The sequence below is a fragment of the Marinitoga okinawensis genome (genome assembly GCF_055387075.1).
Map to the genome: position 1 here is coordinate 1,265,729 of NZ_AP042422.1, position 17,211 is coordinate 1,282,939.

The following is a 17,211-nucleotide window of genomic DNA, read 5'->3' on the forward strand; positions in this document are numbered from 1 at the left end:
GTATTTTATCAAAAGCAGATAAATTTATGTATATAAATAAAAAAAGAAAAAATTATAAAAAATAAAAACCCCGAGAAAATCTCGGGATTTTTGGTGGCCAGGGACAGAATCGAACTGTCAACACCTGGATTTTCAGTCCAGTGCTCTACCGACTGAGCTACCTGGCCATCTAACAAAATGGTGGGTGCTGCAGGGATCGAACCTACGACCTTCTGCTTGTAAGGCAGACGCTCTCCCAGCTGAGCTAAGCACCCACATCTTTTTTCTGGCGCCCCCAACGGGATTTGAACCCGTGCCTTTGGCGTGAAAGGCCAATGTCCTAGGCCGCTAGACGATGGGGGCATTTTGATTACGAGCACTTTCGCAACCGAAATATATGTTACCAGAAAAAACTTTAAATGTCAAGAAATTAAATATTGAATTTATGTAAATTCTTAAAATATGTTTTTAATATTTATTCTATAGGACGAAACGGCAAATTGTAAACAATAGTTAACTTTGATGAAATATATTTCTTTTTGATTTTTGGTAAAATTAAATAAATAATAATTTCATATTATTGTAATATATCCTGTATAATCCCAAGAATATGGCTTGGGAGTATCTACCAAGCAGCCGTAAACTGCTTGACTACAGGAAGAAGGTATTCCATAAAACCTCTCTTCCTGAGAGGTTTTTTTATTTAATGAAAGGGGTGGATAGCATGAAAAAAAATTTAATAGTTTTATCATCTGGTGACGGAATATACTTTGAACCAATAGTGAAAAAATTGAGGAATAGATATAATATAAAACTTATTAGTAATACAAGAAAAGCTATTGCATTGCAAAAAGCTATTGCATTAGAGGTCGATTATGAAATTTTTGATTATACAGATTTTAAAAGTATTGAAGAATTTAATAATAGGCTTTTTAAATACATGAAAAATGAAAATCCTGATTTAATAGCTTTAGATGAATACAATATGGTATTACCAGAATATATAATTAATTATTTTCTTAAAAAAATAATTAAAATTCATCACTCTTTACTTCCTTCTTTTGTAGATAAAGATCCCATAAAAGAAGCACTTGAATATGGAGTTAAATATACAGGAGTAACAATTTATTATGCAAATAATGAATTGAAAAATAATGAAATAATTGCACAACAAATTGTAAAAATTGAGAAAGAAGATACATTACTATTATTGAAAGATAAAATTCATAAAATAGGACAAAAACTATATCCTAAAGTAATAGATAAAGTTATAAGAAGAATGGAAGAAGAAAATAATAAAAAAGTAGAAAATGTAAATTATGATGTTATAAAATAATTATCATAATTATAACTAATTAAGGGATTCGGTAGCATGTAATTTTTTGTGTAAATACCTCTTCTTGGATGGTAATAAATTAATTAAATTGGATTATAATTCTTAAATTATTTTCATATGAATTATCATCTATATTGTAATATGCTTTAATAGTAATTTCTAGAAGTTTTTAATGTGAGTTTTTGAAAACAAACACCTTTTTGCAATTTTCACTGCAAGATTTAACATTATTAAATTAAGAATATATTTTTGGCGTTAGTTTTTAGTATTTGTTTTTATGTATTATTGATTATTTCAGGTTTTTGAATTTAGTTGCATTAAGAATTATAGACGTATTTTGTGATTCTTTCTTTGAAAAAGATGGATAGTTCGTTTAGGACTTTACTCCAGTTTCTATATCGAGCTGTCCATCTTTTTGTTGCATCTATTGTTGCTAAATATAATATTTTTAATAATGCATCATCATTTGGAAAAGATGTTTTATTTTTAGTCACTTTTCTATATTGCCTATTTAATGATTCTATTACATTTGTTGTGTACATTATTTTTCTTACTTCATCACCATAATCAAAATATGGCGATATTGTTTCCCAATGTTTTTCCCAGCTTTCTAATGCCAATTTGTATTTTGTCCATTTGTTTTCTTTTAAATCTTGTAGATTTGAATAGGCTATATCTTTATTGGGTGCTTTATATACTTTTTTTAAATCATTTACAAGTTCTTTTCTATCTTTGTAATTAACATATTTTAATGTATTTCTTATTTGATGTATTATACATCTTTGTACTACAGTATCAGGAAATGCTGCTTTAATTGCTTGTGGAAATCCATTTAATCCATCTACTGAAGCTATTAATATATCTTTAACTCCTCTATTTTTTAAATCATTTAATACTCTTAACCAGAATTTTGATGATTCTATTTCACCTATATATATACCAAGAACTTCTTTAAATCCATCAATATTTACACCTATTACAACATATGCAGTCTTTTTAATTATCTCACCATCATCTTTTACTTTAAATACTATTCCATCCATGAAAACAAAAGTGTATATCTCTTCTAATGGTCTGCTTTGCCATTCTCTAATTTCTGGTAATATCTTATTAGTAATTTTACTTATCATTTCAGCTGATAATTCTACACCATATATATCTTCAACATTCCTAACTATATCTTTCGTACTTAATCCCAAACCATACATTCCTATTATTCTACTTTCAATATCTGAAATATCTCTTTTATATTTTGGTATTATTTTCGGTTCATATTCACCCTTTCTATCTCTGGGTATTTTCAATTCCATCTCACCCATGCTTGATCTTACCTTTTTTGAGCTGTATCCATTTCTGGAGTTATCCGTTTCTTTATTTTCCTTATCGTATTTCTCATATCCTAATTCATCTTCTAATTCCGCTTCTAACATTTCTTGTATTATTGGTCCCATCAATTCTTTTATCTTGTCATATACGTCTTTCATTGTGTTTACTTCAGGATCTCTTGCTATTAACTTTGCTAATTTTTCAATGTTACTTTCTTCTTTTTTCTTTCTCTTTGCCATTTAAAATACCCCCTTCTTGGTTTTATTTTACCATACCAAGAAGAGGGTTACCTATTTTCTCTACTTTTTATTTACACAAAATTTTTTATGGTCTCTATTTTCTAAATAAATTAAACCATCATAAAAATTCAAATAAATATATTAAATATTCCAATTTTCTTTTTTTGCTATATAATTAATAATTTCAGGAAGAATACCTTTGATTTTACCATTTTCTGCAAACATGATAGGCGGAGTTTCATATACTATAATTTTTAAATCTATAGAATATCCTACAATAAAAATGATTAAAAATATAAATAATAATATTTTTTTCATTTAATCACCTCAAAATCCAATTGGTGATTTGATTCCCCATATTCATTAAAAGTTAATGTGCCAAATGATGTTGAAAAGAAGTTATTTAATAAATAATTTTTTATTTTTTCAATATTTTTTCCGACATTTCTATAACTTTCTTCGATTATTTCTAAAGCTTCATAGGTTCCAAAAGCATAAATGTTAGGTTTTTCGATATATTTTTATTACTTATTGACTTTTTAGAGAATACACTCTACATATTTTATTGAACAAGCTAATATAATTCATTTTAATTTTATCATTAAATAAAAAAATAATATATTCATCATTTTTTTCTCGGGCTCTATATGTTAAGTTATAACTACCAAGTAACACACCTTTTTCATTAATCAACATTTTTAAATGCATATTTCCATCATTTTTTTTAATAATTTTTACTTCTATTCCTTTTAAATACTTCAATAATGAAAAATTTTCACTATTCCATTTGTCTACAACTATTTTTATATTTTTTGAAAGATGTGTTTTTTCTTTTATAAAATAAAAAAGTTCATGTGAAGGAGTTATGAAGATTTTATAAGAGAAAATATATGATGAAATGCATATTGTGACGAAAAATAAAAAAATTTTACCTTTCACAAAACCATCCTTTCTTTTCTTCAAAAAATATGGATAATTTATTAAAGCATTTATTTATATTTTATCAATTTTTTATAGTAATTACTTCATTTCTAAAAAATTTATACATAAATTATTTTGGAATATTTATTTATATTTATAATTTTTAAATAGGTTATGCTATAATATAAGTAAAAAGGTATAAAAAAATGGAGGTGATTTTATTCAACCCAAAGCTCCGTATCAAATAATTATTGAATATTTAAAAAGAAAAATAAAAAATTTATCTCCCGGAACCAAAATAATGTCTGAAAACGAACTCGCCAAGAAATTTAATGTAAGCCGTTTAACTGCTAGAAAGGCTATTGAAAATCTTGTGAATGAAGGCCTTCTTGTAAGAGTACAGGGAATAGGTACTTTTGTATCTGATATTGAAAAAGAAAATAAAAAGAAAAATAAATATATAGGAATTCTTATAAAAAACAGGTTTGATACAAGAGGATGGTCTATGATTTCAGGAATTGAAAAAACATTAAAACAATTCAATTATAAAGCTTTAATACTTGATTTAAAAACAGATTCACCTCAACAAATATCAAGGAAAATACATTCTTTACTAAGTCAAAATGTAGAAGGTTTGATAATAACGCCTACTCATAATTTATCGAATAGTAAAGTATTTGAAAAGCTAGTAAAACAAAATTTTCCAATAATTTTTGTTGATAGAAATATAGAGGGATTAGATATTTCAACAGTTGAATCGAGTAACTATCATGGTGGAAAAATTTTAGGTGAACATCTTAAAAATGTACATAAAATAAGAAATGTTCTTTTTGTAACTGAGGAAACTATGGATTTAACTAGTGTAAAAGAAAGACTTGAAGGATTTAAAAAAGGGTTAGGAAGCGGGAAAGTTGATGTTTTAATATTAGAAAAAAACAGAGAAAATAGAAGAAAATTACTTAGTACTTTAAAAAAGAAAAATTGTGAAGCAATTTTTTTCTGTCATGATTTGTTGGCGGTTTATGGAATAAGCATTTTGCTAAGAGAAGGGTATAAAATTCCTGAAGATATAAAAATAGTAAGTTTCGATAATAATCAAGTATCTAAGTATATATTACCAAATTTAACAACAGTGGAACAAAATTTTGAAATACTTGGTGAAAATGTTGCAATGATGATAATAAAATTGATAAATGGAGAAAAAATTCCTAAAATTAAACATATTCCAGTTCATTTAATAATTAGAGAATCATGTGGATGTAATTTATGATAAAAGTATAAAACATTAAAACCCCTCGTAAAAGTTAACGAGGGGTTTTAATGTTTTATACACATATTTTTAACATCTTATGGATTTACTTGTATATTCAAGTATAATCATCTATAAGTAATTGGAATTGCTTATAATATAATATAATCGTATTTGGATAATTATTAAATATATGATAACATAAAATTGTTTTAAAATATAACAGATGTATAATCAATATTAATTAATCTTTTAATAGGAGGGGATATGGATGTTAAAAAAAGTGTTATTAGTGTTGGTTATTATGCTGGGTATCGTTATTTTTTCAAAAACTATTTCTATTACTTATGGGGAACCATGGAAGGAGTTAATTCAAAGTGCTATTAAGGATTTTGAAAAAGAAACTGGAGTAAAAGTAGATGCAATGATGATACCTTACGGTGTAGATTTGATGCAAAAACTGACTACAGATTTAGCAGCCGGTGCAGGTAGTGATATTATGATGGTTGATAGCTATATGATTCCAGCCTGGGCAGAAGCAGGGTACTTATATCCACTAGATAATTATGTAAAAAAATGGAAAGATTGGGATTATTACTATTCGGGAATGAAGGAAATAGTTGAATTTGATGATGAAGTTTATGGAATAATGCTGGATTCTGATGTAAGAATGCTATGGTATTCAAAAGAAATATTTAAAAAAGCTGGAATAGCAATTCCGTGGGAACCTAAAAACTGGCTAGACGTTTTAGAAACAGCATTAAAAATAAAAGAAAAAGTACCTTCTGTTGATGCTCCATTATTTATCCCAATGGGGACAAAATGGGGTGAAGGCACTACAATGCAAGGTTTTTATATGCTGCTTTTAGGTGGAGATGTAGAAAAGGATTATAGAAATAGACTAAGAGACTGGAAAGATAAGAAATGGATTGTAAACAGTCCTGCTATTGAAAATGCATTAAGATTTTATAGAGATGTTTTTGTTACTTATAAACTTTGTCCTACAGATCCACATTATGTTCCAGATGTTTGGGGAAAATGGAGAGAGTTAATGAGAAATGGAGATATAGGGATAGGACTAGGTGGTTCCTGGGAATGGAGAGAATTTTGGCCTTCGAATAGACTACCTTCAGTTAAAGAACGGGAAAAATTAGTAGGTTGGGCTCCAATGCCAGGAATTAATGGAAAAACTGTATCAGTATCAGGTGGTTGGGCTATCGGTATAAATGCAGATACAAGATTTCCAGACCTTGCATGGAAATTTTTGGAAATATTAAATTCTAAAGAAAGACTCGTAAATTGGTTGGTAAATGCAGGTAAAATAAGTCCTAGGGAAGATGTTGTAAGAGATCCTCGATATTTAAAAGATGATTATTTGAAAAAAGCAGTTTCATTAATGAAATATACATCTTACAGAGATACATATCCAGGATACTCTATGGTTTCACAATTTATTCAGCAAGCTACAGAAGAAGTTTCAGTTGATGAGTTGAGTGTAACTACAGCTATGGAGAACCTGAGAAAGAAAATGATAAATGAATTTGGTTTGAAAAAAATAAAAGTAATCCCATAGAACTAAAGGGCGATTAACTCAATCGCCCTTCAATATAAGAGGTGGTGAGTTTGAGGAATTCTAAAAAAATTTTATTATATGCTTTACCTGCATTTGTTTTGATTTTGTTTTTAATTATAGGTGTATTGTATGCTTTTTATTTAAGTTTTACAAATATGTCATTAATTGGAAGAGCAGCAAAATTCCCAAGATTTATAGGAGTGGAAAATTATTTAAAGATTTTTAGAGATGCAGAATTTCTAAATTCTTTAAAAGTTTCTTTTATTTTTACTATTTTTTCAGCATTAATTGGGCAAACAATTCTTGGATTATTGTTAGCTGTATTTTTAAAAAATAAATTGAAATTTAAAACTGTAATTGTTTCTGTAGTAATGTTATCCTGGATTATTCCTGATATGGTAGCGGTATATATTTGGGGGGCTTTTACAGCTCCGTCTGGAACATTGAACACAATTCTAAATATTTTTAATTTAGAATCTGTAAGATGGTTAAGTGACAAACCGCTATTAACTGTAATAGTCGCGAATATATGGAGGGGGACAGCATTTTCTATGATGTTGTTTTCATCAGCATTGGAAACCATACCTCAACATTTATATGAGGCTGCATCTATAGACGGAGCAAGCAAATGGAGGAGATTCTGGAATATAACCTTACCTTTATTAACACCTACAATATTGGTTGATTTAATATTGATTACGATGTGGACTTTTGGTTACTTTACTTTAGTTTATGGCTTAACGGGTGGGGGGCCAGGGCATTTAACTGAGATTTTCCCCGTGTTTATTTATAATCAAGCATTTTCACATTATAAAATCGGTTATGGCAGCGCTTTGTCCTTTGTGATGATGTTTATATTAGCATTAATTTCATCTATTTATTTTATCTTATTGAAGAAAGCAGAAAGGATGACAGAATAATGAAAAATAAAATTATTATTTATATAATTTTGTCTATAGTTTTTTTATTTATGTTTATACCTTTACTATGGCTTTTTGTGGCCTCAATAGATCTTGAACCAATACAAGGATTGAGAATACCAGAGCATATTACTTTTATTAATTTTAAAAAGGCATTGTCAAGTAGGTCTGCAGTTTGGATCTTGAATAGTTTAATAATAGCATTATCAACTTCCGTTTTAGTAGTTATTGTTTCTATACTTGGAGCATATCCTTTTTCAAGGTTAAATTTTCGTGGTAAAAATGCTATTCTATATGGAATGGTTTTATTGAGAATTATACCAATTTCGACATTTATGGTTCCTGTTTATATTCTTTTTGTAAAATTAAGGCTTATTAATACATATTTAAGTGTAATTATTTCTTTGACGGTTTTAGGGTTACCTTTTGCTTTTTTATTGATGAAAGGCTTTTATGATACTGTACCGATTGTTTTTGAAGAGGCCGCATGGATTGATGGATGTAGTAGATTGAAAACAATTTTTACTGTGATAATTCCTCAATTATGGCCTGGAATAGCGGTGGTATGGTTTATGACATTTATGTTTGCATGGAGTGAGTTTCAAATACCATTAATTTTATTGAGAAGAATAAATTTAATGCCACTTTCTGTTGGTATATTTACTGCTTATGGAGAATATGGAGCTGTGGATTATGGCTTTTTGTCCGCATTGTCTATGTTATATTCTTTGCCTCCAGTCATTATGTATATATTTATCAGAAAATATATGGTTAAGGGTATGGTAGGCTATGTAAAAGGATAAATTGATATTAAGAAAAGGTGGGAATTATATGGAAAATATAAAAATTCATATTATAACACATACCCATTGGGATAGAGAATGGTATTTTACGTTTGAGATATTTAGAGGTAGATTAATAAGATTAATAGAAAAAGTTTTGAATTTGATGAATAACAATCAAAAATTTAAACATTTTTATTTAGATGGTCAAATGATAATACTTGAAGATTATTTTGAAATAATAAAGGAGAATGAAGATTTATTAAATAAAATTAGAGATAAAAAAATATTGGTTGGACCGTGGTATATTTTACCTGATGAATTTTTAGTTATGGGGGAATCTTTAATTAGAAATTATCTTTTAGGAATTCAAGTGGCAAAAAAATTCAACATACCGCTCTCGACAGTTGGTTACTTGCCAGATATGTTTGGACATAATGCTTATACTCCTACCATTTTAAAAGAATTAGGATTGGATGTTGCGGTTCTTTGGAGAGGTGTAGATGAAAAAATTAAAGAAACAGAGTTTTATTGGGAATCACCAGATGACAACAAAGTTTTAGTAGTTTATTTGCGCAATTCTTATTCTAATGGAGCACACTTTGGAGAAAATATCAGGGAAGTAAAAGAAAGATTGAAAAATGAAATTTCGAATTTATCAAAATGTTCAACTACAAAAAATATTTTGATTATGAATGGAACTGATCATGAATTTCCCAATTCAGAGTTTTTTGAAATGATTGAAGAATTAAAAAAGGAATTAAATGTTGAGATAGAGAATTCAACAATAGAAAAATATATAGATGAAATTAATAAAGAAAATTTGCAATTGAAAAAACTTGTAGGAGAATTAAGAAACCCAAAAGTTGCACATATTTTGAAGGATATTACATCTACAAGAATTGAGCTTAAATTGCTAAATTTTGAAAATCAAATAATATTTTTAAGATATTTAGAACCATTAAAGGCATTCTTGAAAATGTCTAAAAAATCCGAATTAACGAATACCACAAAACTTTGGAAAAATATTTTAAAGTCACAACCACATGATAGTATTTGTGGATGCGGAATAGACGAAATACATATGGATACGGAAGTACGTTTGAGAAATTCTTTGGAATTAGGGATTTCAACGACTGCCGGCTCTATAAATGATTTAATGAAAGGTTCATCAAATAATCAAAACATAGAGCTTGTTGTTTTTAATCCTTTTGAACATGAAAATGAAACACTTATTAGTGGATTAATTAAATTTGATAAAAATTTTGGAAATATTGAAGTTTTTGATGAAGAAGGTAACAGGATAGATAGTTATATTGAATCAATTGATAAAAGTATAAATCCTTTTAAAAATAATAGGTTTCAAGGAATTGGCGGAAGTGATTATTTAAATAAAATTTCATTTTTAATAGATTTTCAAAATATTTCAAATCCAAAAACGGTTTTAGAAAGTGATTATATAAACTTAAATTTTTTTGCAAAATTAAAACCATTATCTTTCACAAAGTTTCAAGTTAGATCTGTAGTTTCAAAAAAACATGACAATAAACAGGTCCTTTCTCCAAGTTTTGAGAATGATTTTTTTGTTTTTGAATTAAACAAAGATGGCAGTTTTAATCTTTTTGATAAACTTAATGAAATAAAATATGAATCTGTTAATTATTTTGAAGATATTGGAGATATTGGAGATGAATACAACTTTTCGTATATACCAGATGATGTTCCAATAAAAAGTTTAAATTATCAATATGAAAATTTAATTATTAAAGATTTTTCATTCATGAAGATTATATCATTTGATTTAAATATGAAAATACCTGAATCTTTTAATATTGCAAGAAAAAGCCGAAGTTTTAAAAAGAAAAATTTAAAATTTTCAGTTACATATAAACTATATAAAAAACTTTCACGAATAGATGTTAATGTCAAATTATTTAACGATTCAAATGATCATAAAACAATGTTTGTTGTAAATATTCCTGAAAAAATAAAATATGTTGAAAATAACGGATATTTTGGAATAATAAATCATCCAGTTGATATAAGGAAGTTTTCAGAAGATTTTTCAGAAGAAAATGTATCTCGATATGCAGCTGAATCATTTGTTGTATTTAGGGGTAAAAAATCTAAAATTGCTATTGTTACAAGGGGCATTCATGAATATGAAACTCATTATGAAAACAATGGAATAAAAGCATCTTTTACATTATTAAGATCAATAGAATATTTATCAAGGGATGATCTTTCTACAAGGAAAGGACATGCTGGCCCATTTCTTAAAACTCCAGGTGCTCAAGAACATGGAATCTATGAACTGGAATATTCATTTATTTTGTTGGAAAATGCAATAAATAAAGAAATTTATAAAAAAGCTTATCAATTTTTATTGAAACCAATTTTAGCAATTTCTAAAGGTATGTCAGAATTACCACATTTTGAATTTGGAGAATCAATTTTTTTAACTGCTTTTAAAATTGCTGAGAATAATAAAGGAATCATATTGAGAGTTATGAATGTAGAAGAAAATAATGAAAAACTACATATATATCATCAGAAAGAATTGCATATCTATGATTCTAATATGGCAGAAAAGATAAAAAATGAAATTGCATTCGGGAAAAATATAAGTTTAGAGATTGCTGAAAATACTGTTAAAACATTTTTTATAAAAATAGAATAAGATAAATATTATTAAAATGTAGTGCTGGATGGTATTTTATACTATCCAGCTTTCGTTTTATTTTTTTTTATTTTTTTATTTTCTTTTATTACAATTATACGAAATTAAACGAAATTAAAAGATAATCATATACTAAGAATTTTAGTTGTATGTAAATGGATGTTAATGAACTTTGATAAAAATAAATAATGTATTAAAATTAAAATATAAAATAAAAAGAAAGGGAGATATTATGTTTGCTGAAGAAAGACGAAATAAAATTATTTCTCTTATAAAAAATAAAGGGAAAGTATCAGTAAATGAATTGTCAAAAAATTTAGGAGTAAGTGTGGTAACTATTCGGAAAGATTTGTCATATTTAGAAGAAATAGGAAAAATAGTTCGAACACACGGTGGCGCAATTTTACCGAATCATGCTAAAGTAGAATGGAATTTTTTAAATAAAATAAGGCAAATGAGCATTGAAAAAAAAGAAATTGCTAAAAAAGCATATTTGTATATTCAAGAGGATGATACAGTTGTTCTTGATAGTAGTAGTACAAATTATTATATTGCTGAATTATTAAAAGAAAAACACATTAATGGAGTAACTATTATAACAAATAATATATACATTGCAGAAAAATTAATGGATAGTCATTATGAAATAATACTTTTAGGAGGAACAATAAGATCGAATAGTTTTTCTATAGTTGGACCATGGTCTATAAAATTTTTAAAAGAATTAAATTTAGATATAGCTTTTCTCGGTACTACAGGTATTTCGAAAGAAAAAGGGTTTATGGTTGCAAATTTTCTTGAAGCAGAATTAAAAAAAGCAATAATTGAATCATCAGAAAGAAAATTCATTGTAGCTGATTCATCAAAGTTTTCAAAAAAATCATTTGTATCTTTTGCAAATTTCAATGATATTACAGGCATCATTGTGGATAAAAAAATTCCATCAGATTTTCTAAAATTTTTTGAAAAAAATAAAATTAAAATTGATTGTGTTTAATAGGAGGCTATTTTATGTCAATTACTTTTATAGGAGATGTTTCAAAAGATATAAATGTATATATTAAAAATGGAATTAAAGAAAAACAAGAAATACCAGGTGGAGGAGTTTTTTTTGGAGCAATAACATCTTCAGTATTGGGAGAGAAAACAAGAGTTATAACTAAAGTAGCAAAAAAAGATAAAGATTTCTTTAATGAACTGGAAAAAAATAAAGTAATTGTTAAATGGATATTTTCTAAAGAAAGCACTTCTATATGTAATACTTATCCAACAAATAATCCAGATCATAGAATTAGTAGAATGGTATCTAAAGCAGATTTTTTCACAAAAAAAGATATTATTGATGTTAAAGATGATATAATACATATTTCGGCACTTTGGCATGGTGAATTCCCTGAAGAGTTGATACCCTTTATACGTGAAAATTCAGAAATCTTGGGACTTGATGCTCAAGGTTTTTTAAGAAATGTTATTGACGGGGGAAAAATGGATTATTCTGATTGGAATATGAAAAAGTTATATTTGCCATTAGTAGATGTATTCAAAGTCGATATTAAAGAAGCATATATATTAACACAAGAAAAAAATCCTATAAAAGCGTTAAAAGTTATACAAGGATATGGTCCTAAAGAGGTGTTATTGACTCATAATAAAGGGATTCTTTTAGGAATAGAAGATAAGATTTATGAGTCGTTTTTTGGGGAATATAAAATTGAAGGAAGAACAGGAAGAGGTGATACTTGTGTAGCAGCGTATTTGATTGCAAGAAATAAAATGGATTATCAGAAAGCATTGGATTTTGTAGCTAAAATTGCAACAAAAAAAATGCAATATAAAGGTCCTTATAAAGGAATTTAAAACTATACTATTTTAGGAGGGGTTTAGGATGAAAAAGATTGGGGTTTTGTTAATAGCATTACTTATTGTTACGACATTGGCATTTAGTGTAAGAACTATAAAATTGGTAGCTTGGACGATTGGGCCAGATGATCCATCTATTAATAGAAAAATTAATTTAGAAAAGGCTGCTGAGAGATTAAACAAAATGCTTGAAGCTGCAGGATCGGATATAAGAGTTGATTTAGAAGTTAGTTTTGACTCGACTGATTGGGGATCCTATAAACAAAGAGCATTAATAGCGTTTAAATCAGGAAAACAACAAATAGATATTATAACAAGTGGTCATGAGGACATTGGAATGTGGGCATCAGCAGGTTATATTCTTCCTATTGATGAATATGTAGAAAAATACTGGGACTTAGGTTTGTATGACATTTTTGAATCATTATGGGAATCAACAAAATTTAAAGGTAAAATTTACGGTATTCCTCAAGATACGGAAGCAAGGCCATTATATGCAAGGAGAGATAAATTAAGAGAATTAGGTTATAGTAATGATGAAATAGATGAAATGATGAATAAATTCAATACAGGAGAATACACATTATACGATATCGTAAGAATTTCACAAGAAGCTATAAATAAGGGAGTCGTTAAATGGGGATTGTGGCACAGGCCATCAAAAGGAGTTGACTATTTTCAAATCTTTACATCATTTGGTGCTCAAATTTATGATCAAACAAGTAACAAACTTGTTTTTGATGAACTAAATATGAGAAAAGCATTCCAATTCTTCTATGATATTTCTAATAAATATAAAATTACACCAAAAACATTAATTGGAACACCTTGGAATTCAGTTCATAGCTCATTTGCAGGACCAGAAGGAAATGTTTTATTCCATATGGGTGGAACCTGGAATGTAGCTGAATGGAAAAAAATGTTTGGATATACAAATGAAGATATAAAAGAAAAATTCGCATTTTCATTAACTCCAAGTGCATATAAAGGTAAACATGGAAATACTTTATCACATCCAGTAGTTTATATGGTAACTGCAAGATCAAAATATCCAGAATTAGCAACTTTACTTATAACCTTAGCTTCAGCAGCTGATTTAAATGCAAAGCACGCAATAGATAGTGGTCACTTAGCTATTAGACACGAAGAAATGAGTAATCCATATTATTCAAAAGATGAATTCACAAAGAAAGCAACGTTATTACTTCCATATACAAAGTTTGTACCTAACAACGATAGATTTGATGAATATAATAAAATAATTTTTGATGCTCTTACAGCATTAGAAGCAGGAAAATTTAATGCAGATCAAGCTGTGAAATTTGTTGAAATGAGTTTGAAATCAAGATTAAAAGATGCAGTAATAATAAAAAAATAGTTAGTATTTTTATTTCCCCTCTCCAATAAAACGGGGAGGGGTTTATTGAGAAGTTAAGGAGATGATAAAATGAAAACTTATAATTTAAAAAACTATAAAAAAGGAACCAAACTTTCTCTTTTTTTCTTTTTATTTCCAGGTATATTGTTAGTAATAGTTTTTTTTATTATTCCTGCTATTTTAACAATAGTTTTGTCTTTTACCAATATGGATTATTCTTTTAATTGGGATTTTCACGGTTTTACCAATTTTATAGATATGTTTTCAGATTTTTTGATACCGTTGGTATTGAAGAATACATTTGTATATGTATTGTTCACCTTATCTTTTTTTAATGTTGGGTTAGCTTTATTGATATCACTTTTAACTACAACTATAGATGATAATGGTGGCTTAATATTTAGATTAATTTGGATGTTACCAAGATTAACTCCTTCAGTAGTATATTCTTTACTATGGTTATGGATTTTTGATCCTACAAAATTTGGTATGATTAACGGAATTAGAACAGAAATTTTTGGAAGGGATCCTATTAATTTCTTAAGTTCACATCCTATGATGATCGTTGTTTTTGCAAATGGATTTGTTGGAGCTTCTTTTGGTATGATACTTTTTACTTCAGCAATAAAATCTATTCCACGTGATTATTTATATGCTGCAAAAGTTGATGGAGCAGGATATTTTTTTACAGTAAGAAAAATTATTTTACCAATTTTAAAATGGCAAATTTTATTTACTACAGCTTATCAGACATTATCATTATTAACGTCTTTTGAATATATTTTAATATTAACAGATGGCGGTCCTGTGTTTTCAACAGAAGTTTGGTCATTATATACATACCATACTGCCTTCGAAAATTTCAGATTTGGTTATGGTGCATCATTATCATTAGTTTTGGTTATTTTGGGATTTGTTGCTTCGATCATATATTTAAAGGTATTTAATTTTGAAAAAATGATGTCAGATCCTAGAATCGAGGTTGATTCATGATGAATGAAAGAACATATAAAATAACATATTTTCAAAGAAAAAAAGAAAAAATAGTTCGTTTAATTATCTATTTAATATTAATATTTATTAGTTTACCAATAATATTAAGTTATTTATGGCTTATATTAAGTTCTTTTTCAAAAGGAATGAAGTATGGAATTATTCCTACAGAGTTTACTTTAGAAAACTGGAGATTTTTATGGCAATCTGTTGAAGGATATCCAAACATTTGGGAAGTAACGTGGAATACGTTTGTAGTAGCATTATTGGTTATGGCATTTGAAGTTTTTATATCAAGTTTTGCTGGTTATGCGCTTTCAAGATTTAAATTTAAAGGACGTGTAACTATTTTAAAGAGTATCTTAATTTTACATTCTTTTCCTGCAGTTTCGCTTTTGGTTGCCATATATTATGTATTAAACACCTTAAATCTTATCAATTCATTATGGGGAGTAATTTTGCTAAAAGCAGCTTTGGAAATCCCATGGGGTTCATGGATTATGAAAGGCTTTTATGATCAATTACCCTGGGAAATAGAATGGGCAGGACTAGTAGATGGATATACACGTATACAAGTTTTTAGGAAAATTATTTTACCATTAGTTAAACCTGGTATAGCAGTTGCCGCAATTTTTGGATTTTTATCAGGATGGTCAGAATTTGTTTTTATTAATACTTTTATTTTAAATCAACAAACATGGACATTATCAAGATATATAAAAGGCATAATAGGAGATTTTAGATTTGTTGATTATGGATTGTTAACCTCAATTTCTTTATTCTATATTATTCCTACATTGATATTTTTCTTATTTACAAATAAATATCTGTTAGAAGTAAATATAACAGGTACTAAGGGTTAAGGGGTGAGATTATGGCCAAAATCGAATTAAAAAATTTGAAGAAGTATTTTGGAAATGTTAAAGCTGTAGATGATGTGTCTTTAAATATAAATGATGGAGAATTTGTGGTTTTTTTAGGACCCTCAGGTTGTGGAAAAACAACAACGCTTTTAATGTTAGCGGGAATTTATAAACCGACAAGTGGTGAGATTTTATTTGATGATCAGCTTGTGAATGAAGTTCCACCAAAAGATCGAGAAATCGGAATGGTTTTTCAAAGTTATGCCTTATATCCCCATATGACTTTATATGAAAATATAGCTTTTCCTTTATTGGCAAAAAAAATGCCAAAAGATATTATAGATAAAAAAATAAGAGATGTAACAAAAAACTTAGATATTGGAAAACTGCTTGATAGAAAGCCTAATCAAATTTCAGGTGGTCAACAACAAAGAGTTGCAATTGCAAGGGCTTTAGTGAAGGAACCTAAAATATTATTGTTTGATGAACCATTATCTAATTTAGATGCAGCATTAAGAGCTTATATGAGAGCTGAGATAAAAAAATTACAACATGATTTAGGTATAACATCTGTTTATGTTACTCATGATCAAGTTGAAGCTATGACAATGGCAGATAGAATAGCAGTTTTTAATAAAGGTAAATTAATGCAATTTGATACACCAAATAATATTTATAATGAACCTAAAAATGTTTTTGTTGCCAAATTTGTAGGAACGCCATCTATGAATATATTAGATGTTGAAATTGAGAATTTACATAATAGAATTTTTATAAAAATTGAAAAAGATATTTTGTTTGAAATAGAAGATGAAAACATGAAGAATAAAATTGAAAAAATAAATACAAAAAAAGTCGTTATGGGAATAAGGCCAGAAGATATAAAAATTTCTTTTAAAAAAGAAAATAATAATTCGTTTAGGTCAAAAGTCTATATTTTGGAACCTTTGGGAAGAGAAATAATTTATAATATAAAGTTAGGTAATAATATTTTCAGAATAATTAGTGATGAGAAATATGATTTAAAGCTTGAAGAAACAGTTTATTTAACTTTCCCAAAAATAGGATTTCATCTTTTTGATAAAGAAAGTGGAAAAAATCTTCTTTTTTAG

Annotated in this window: 15 protein-coding genes, 3 tRNA genes and 1 riboswitch; of the genes, 12 read left to right on the forward strand and 6 right to left on the reverse strand. The window is 27.5% G+C overall.

What is annotated here, in order from left to right; translation table 11 throughout:
- Window positions 1–91: 91 nt before the first annotated feature.
- The 3 genes from ACZ5CK_RS06260 to ACZ5CK_RS06270 all read right to left on the reverse strand — a co-directional run bounded on the left by ACZ5CK_RS06260 (window position 92) and on the right by ACZ5CK_RS06270 (window position 342).
- A tRNA-Phe gene (locus ACZ5CK_RS06260) sits at window positions 92–167 on the reverse strand.
- A gap of 11 nt (window positions 168–178) precedes the next feature.
- Window positions 179–254: transfer RNA gene (locus ACZ5CK_RS06265), tRNA-Val, on the reverse strand.
- A 12-nt stretch (window positions 255–266) separates the two neighbouring features.
- Window positions 267–342: transfer RNA gene (locus tag ACZ5CK_RS06270), tRNA-Glu, on the reverse strand.
- 209 nt (window positions 343–551) lie between these two features.
- Window positions 552–653, forward strand: a riboswitch (purine riboswitch).
- Window positions 654–703: 50 nt separating this feature from the next.
- On the opposite strand from ACZ5CK_RS06270, the gene ACZ5CK_RS06275 reads away from it, so the two are divergent.
- Window positions 704–1,315: a formyltransferase family protein gene (locus ACZ5CK_RS06275; RefSeq protein WP_464580980.1), complete on the forward strand. Its 612-nt coding sequence runs from the start codon at window positions 704–706 to the stop codon at window positions 1,313–1,315.
- 317 nt (window positions 1,316–1,632) lie between these two features.
- Here ACZ5CK_RS06275 and ACZ5CK_RS06280 read toward each other — a convergent pair whose 3' ends face one another.
- From ACZ5CK_RS06280 to ACZ5CK_RS06290, 3 genes are all read right to left on the reverse strand, one after another.
- Window positions 1,633–2,880 (reverse strand): IS256 family transposase, encoded by a 1,248-nt coding sequence (locus ACZ5CK_RS06280; protein WP_464580981.1) that lies wholly within the window; start codon window positions 2,878–2,880, stop codon window positions 1,633–1,635.
- A gap of 141 nt (window positions 2,881–3,021) precedes the next feature.
- A complete protein-coding gene (locus ACZ5CK_RS06285) occupies window positions 3,022–3,198 on the reverse strand; it encodes a hypothetical protein (RefSeq protein WP_464580982.1) in 177 nt (58 codons plus the stop codon).
- Window positions 3,199–3,408: 210 nt separating this feature from the next.
- Window positions 3,409–3,819 carry a phospholipase D-like domain-containing protein gene (locus tag ACZ5CK_RS06290; RefSeq protein ID WP_464580983.1) on the reverse strand — a complete coding sequence of 137 codons (411 nt, stop codon included), beginning with the start codon at window positions 3,817–3,819 and terminating at the stop codon, window positions 3,409–3,411.
- Between the two features lie 232 nt (window positions 3,820–4,051).
- Between ACZ5CK_RS06290 and ACZ5CK_RS06295 the strand changes: the two genes are divergently transcribed.
- The 11 genes from ACZ5CK_RS06295 (at window position 4,052) to ACZ5CK_RS06345 (ending at window position 17,211) form a co-directional block, all read left to right on the forward strand.
- A complete protein-coding gene (locus ACZ5CK_RS06295) occupies window positions 4,052–5,071 on the forward strand; it encodes a GntR family transcriptional regulator (RefSeq protein ID WP_464582966.1) in 1,020 nt (339 codons plus the stop codon).
- A gap of 250 nt (window positions 5,072–5,321) precedes the next feature.
- On the forward strand, window positions 5,322–6,623 hold the full coding sequence (locus ACZ5CK_RS06300) for an extracellular solute-binding protein (protein WP_464580984.1): 1,302 nt from the start codon (window positions 5,322–5,324) through the stop codon (window positions 6,621–6,623).
- 50 nt (window positions 6,624–6,673) lie between these two features.
- The gene (locus tag ACZ5CK_RS06305; RefSeq protein WP_464580985.1) at window positions 6,674–7,543 is read left to right on the forward strand and encodes a carbohydrate ABC transporter permease; all 870 of its coding nucleotides are present in this window, start codon (window positions 6,674–6,676) and stop codon (window positions 7,541–7,543) included.
- Complete coding sequence (locus tag ACZ5CK_RS06310; protein WP_464580986.1) at window positions 7,543–8,346, forward strand: carbohydrate ABC transporter permease; 804 nt, start codon at window positions 7,543–7,545, stop codon at window positions 8,344–8,346. Before ACZ5CK_RS06305 ends, ACZ5CK_RS06310 begins: the two co-directional genes overlap by 1 nt.
- Window positions 8,347–8,374: 28 nt before the next feature.
- The gene (locus ACZ5CK_RS06315) at window positions 8,375–11,005 is read left to right on the forward strand and encodes a glycoside hydrolase family 38 N-terminal domain-containing protein (RefSeq protein WP_464580987.1); all 2,631 of its coding nucleotides are present in this window, start codon (window positions 8,375–8,377) and stop codon (window positions 11,003–11,005) included.
- Between the two features lie 172 nt (window positions 11,006–11,177).
- On the forward strand, window positions 11,178–12,002 hold the full coding sequence (locus ACZ5CK_RS06320; protein ID WP_464580988.1) for a DeoR/GlpR family DNA-binding transcription regulator: 825 nt from the start codon (window positions 11,178–11,180) through the stop codon (window positions 12,000–12,002).
- Window positions 12,003–12,016: 14 nt separating this feature from the next.
- Window positions 12,017–12,862, forward strand: coding sequence for a PfkB family carbohydrate kinase (locus ACZ5CK_RS06325; RefSeq protein WP_464580989.1), 846 nt, complete (start codon window positions 12,017–12,019; stop codon window positions 12,860–12,862).
- 28 nt (window positions 12,863–12,890) lie between these two features.
- A complete protein-coding gene (locus tag ACZ5CK_RS06330) occupies window positions 12,891–14,243 on the forward strand; it encodes an ABC transporter substrate-binding protein (protein WP_464580990.1) in 1,353 nt (450 codons plus the stop codon).
- 69 nt (window positions 14,244–14,312) lie between these two features.
- Window positions 14,313–15,236 carry a carbohydrate ABC transporter permease gene (locus tag ACZ5CK_RS06335; protein WP_464580991.1) on the forward strand — a complete coding sequence of 308 codons (924 nt, stop codon included), beginning with the start codon at window positions 14,313–14,315 and terminating at the stop codon, window positions 15,234–15,236.
- The gene (locus tag ACZ5CK_RS06340; RefSeq protein WP_464580992.1) at window positions 15,233–16,099 is read left to right on the forward strand and encodes a carbohydrate ABC transporter permease; all 867 of its coding nucleotides are present in this window, start codon (window positions 15,233–15,235) and stop codon (window positions 16,097–16,099) included. The genes ACZ5CK_RS06335 and ACZ5CK_RS06340 overlap by 4 nt, the downstream gene beginning before the upstream one ends.
- 11 nt (window positions 16,100–16,110) lie before the next feature.
- On the forward strand, window positions 16,111–17,211 hold the full coding sequence (locus ACZ5CK_RS06345) for an ABC transporter ATP-binding protein (RefSeq protein ID WP_464580993.1): 1,101 nt from the start codon (window positions 16,111–16,113) through the stop codon (window positions 17,209–17,211).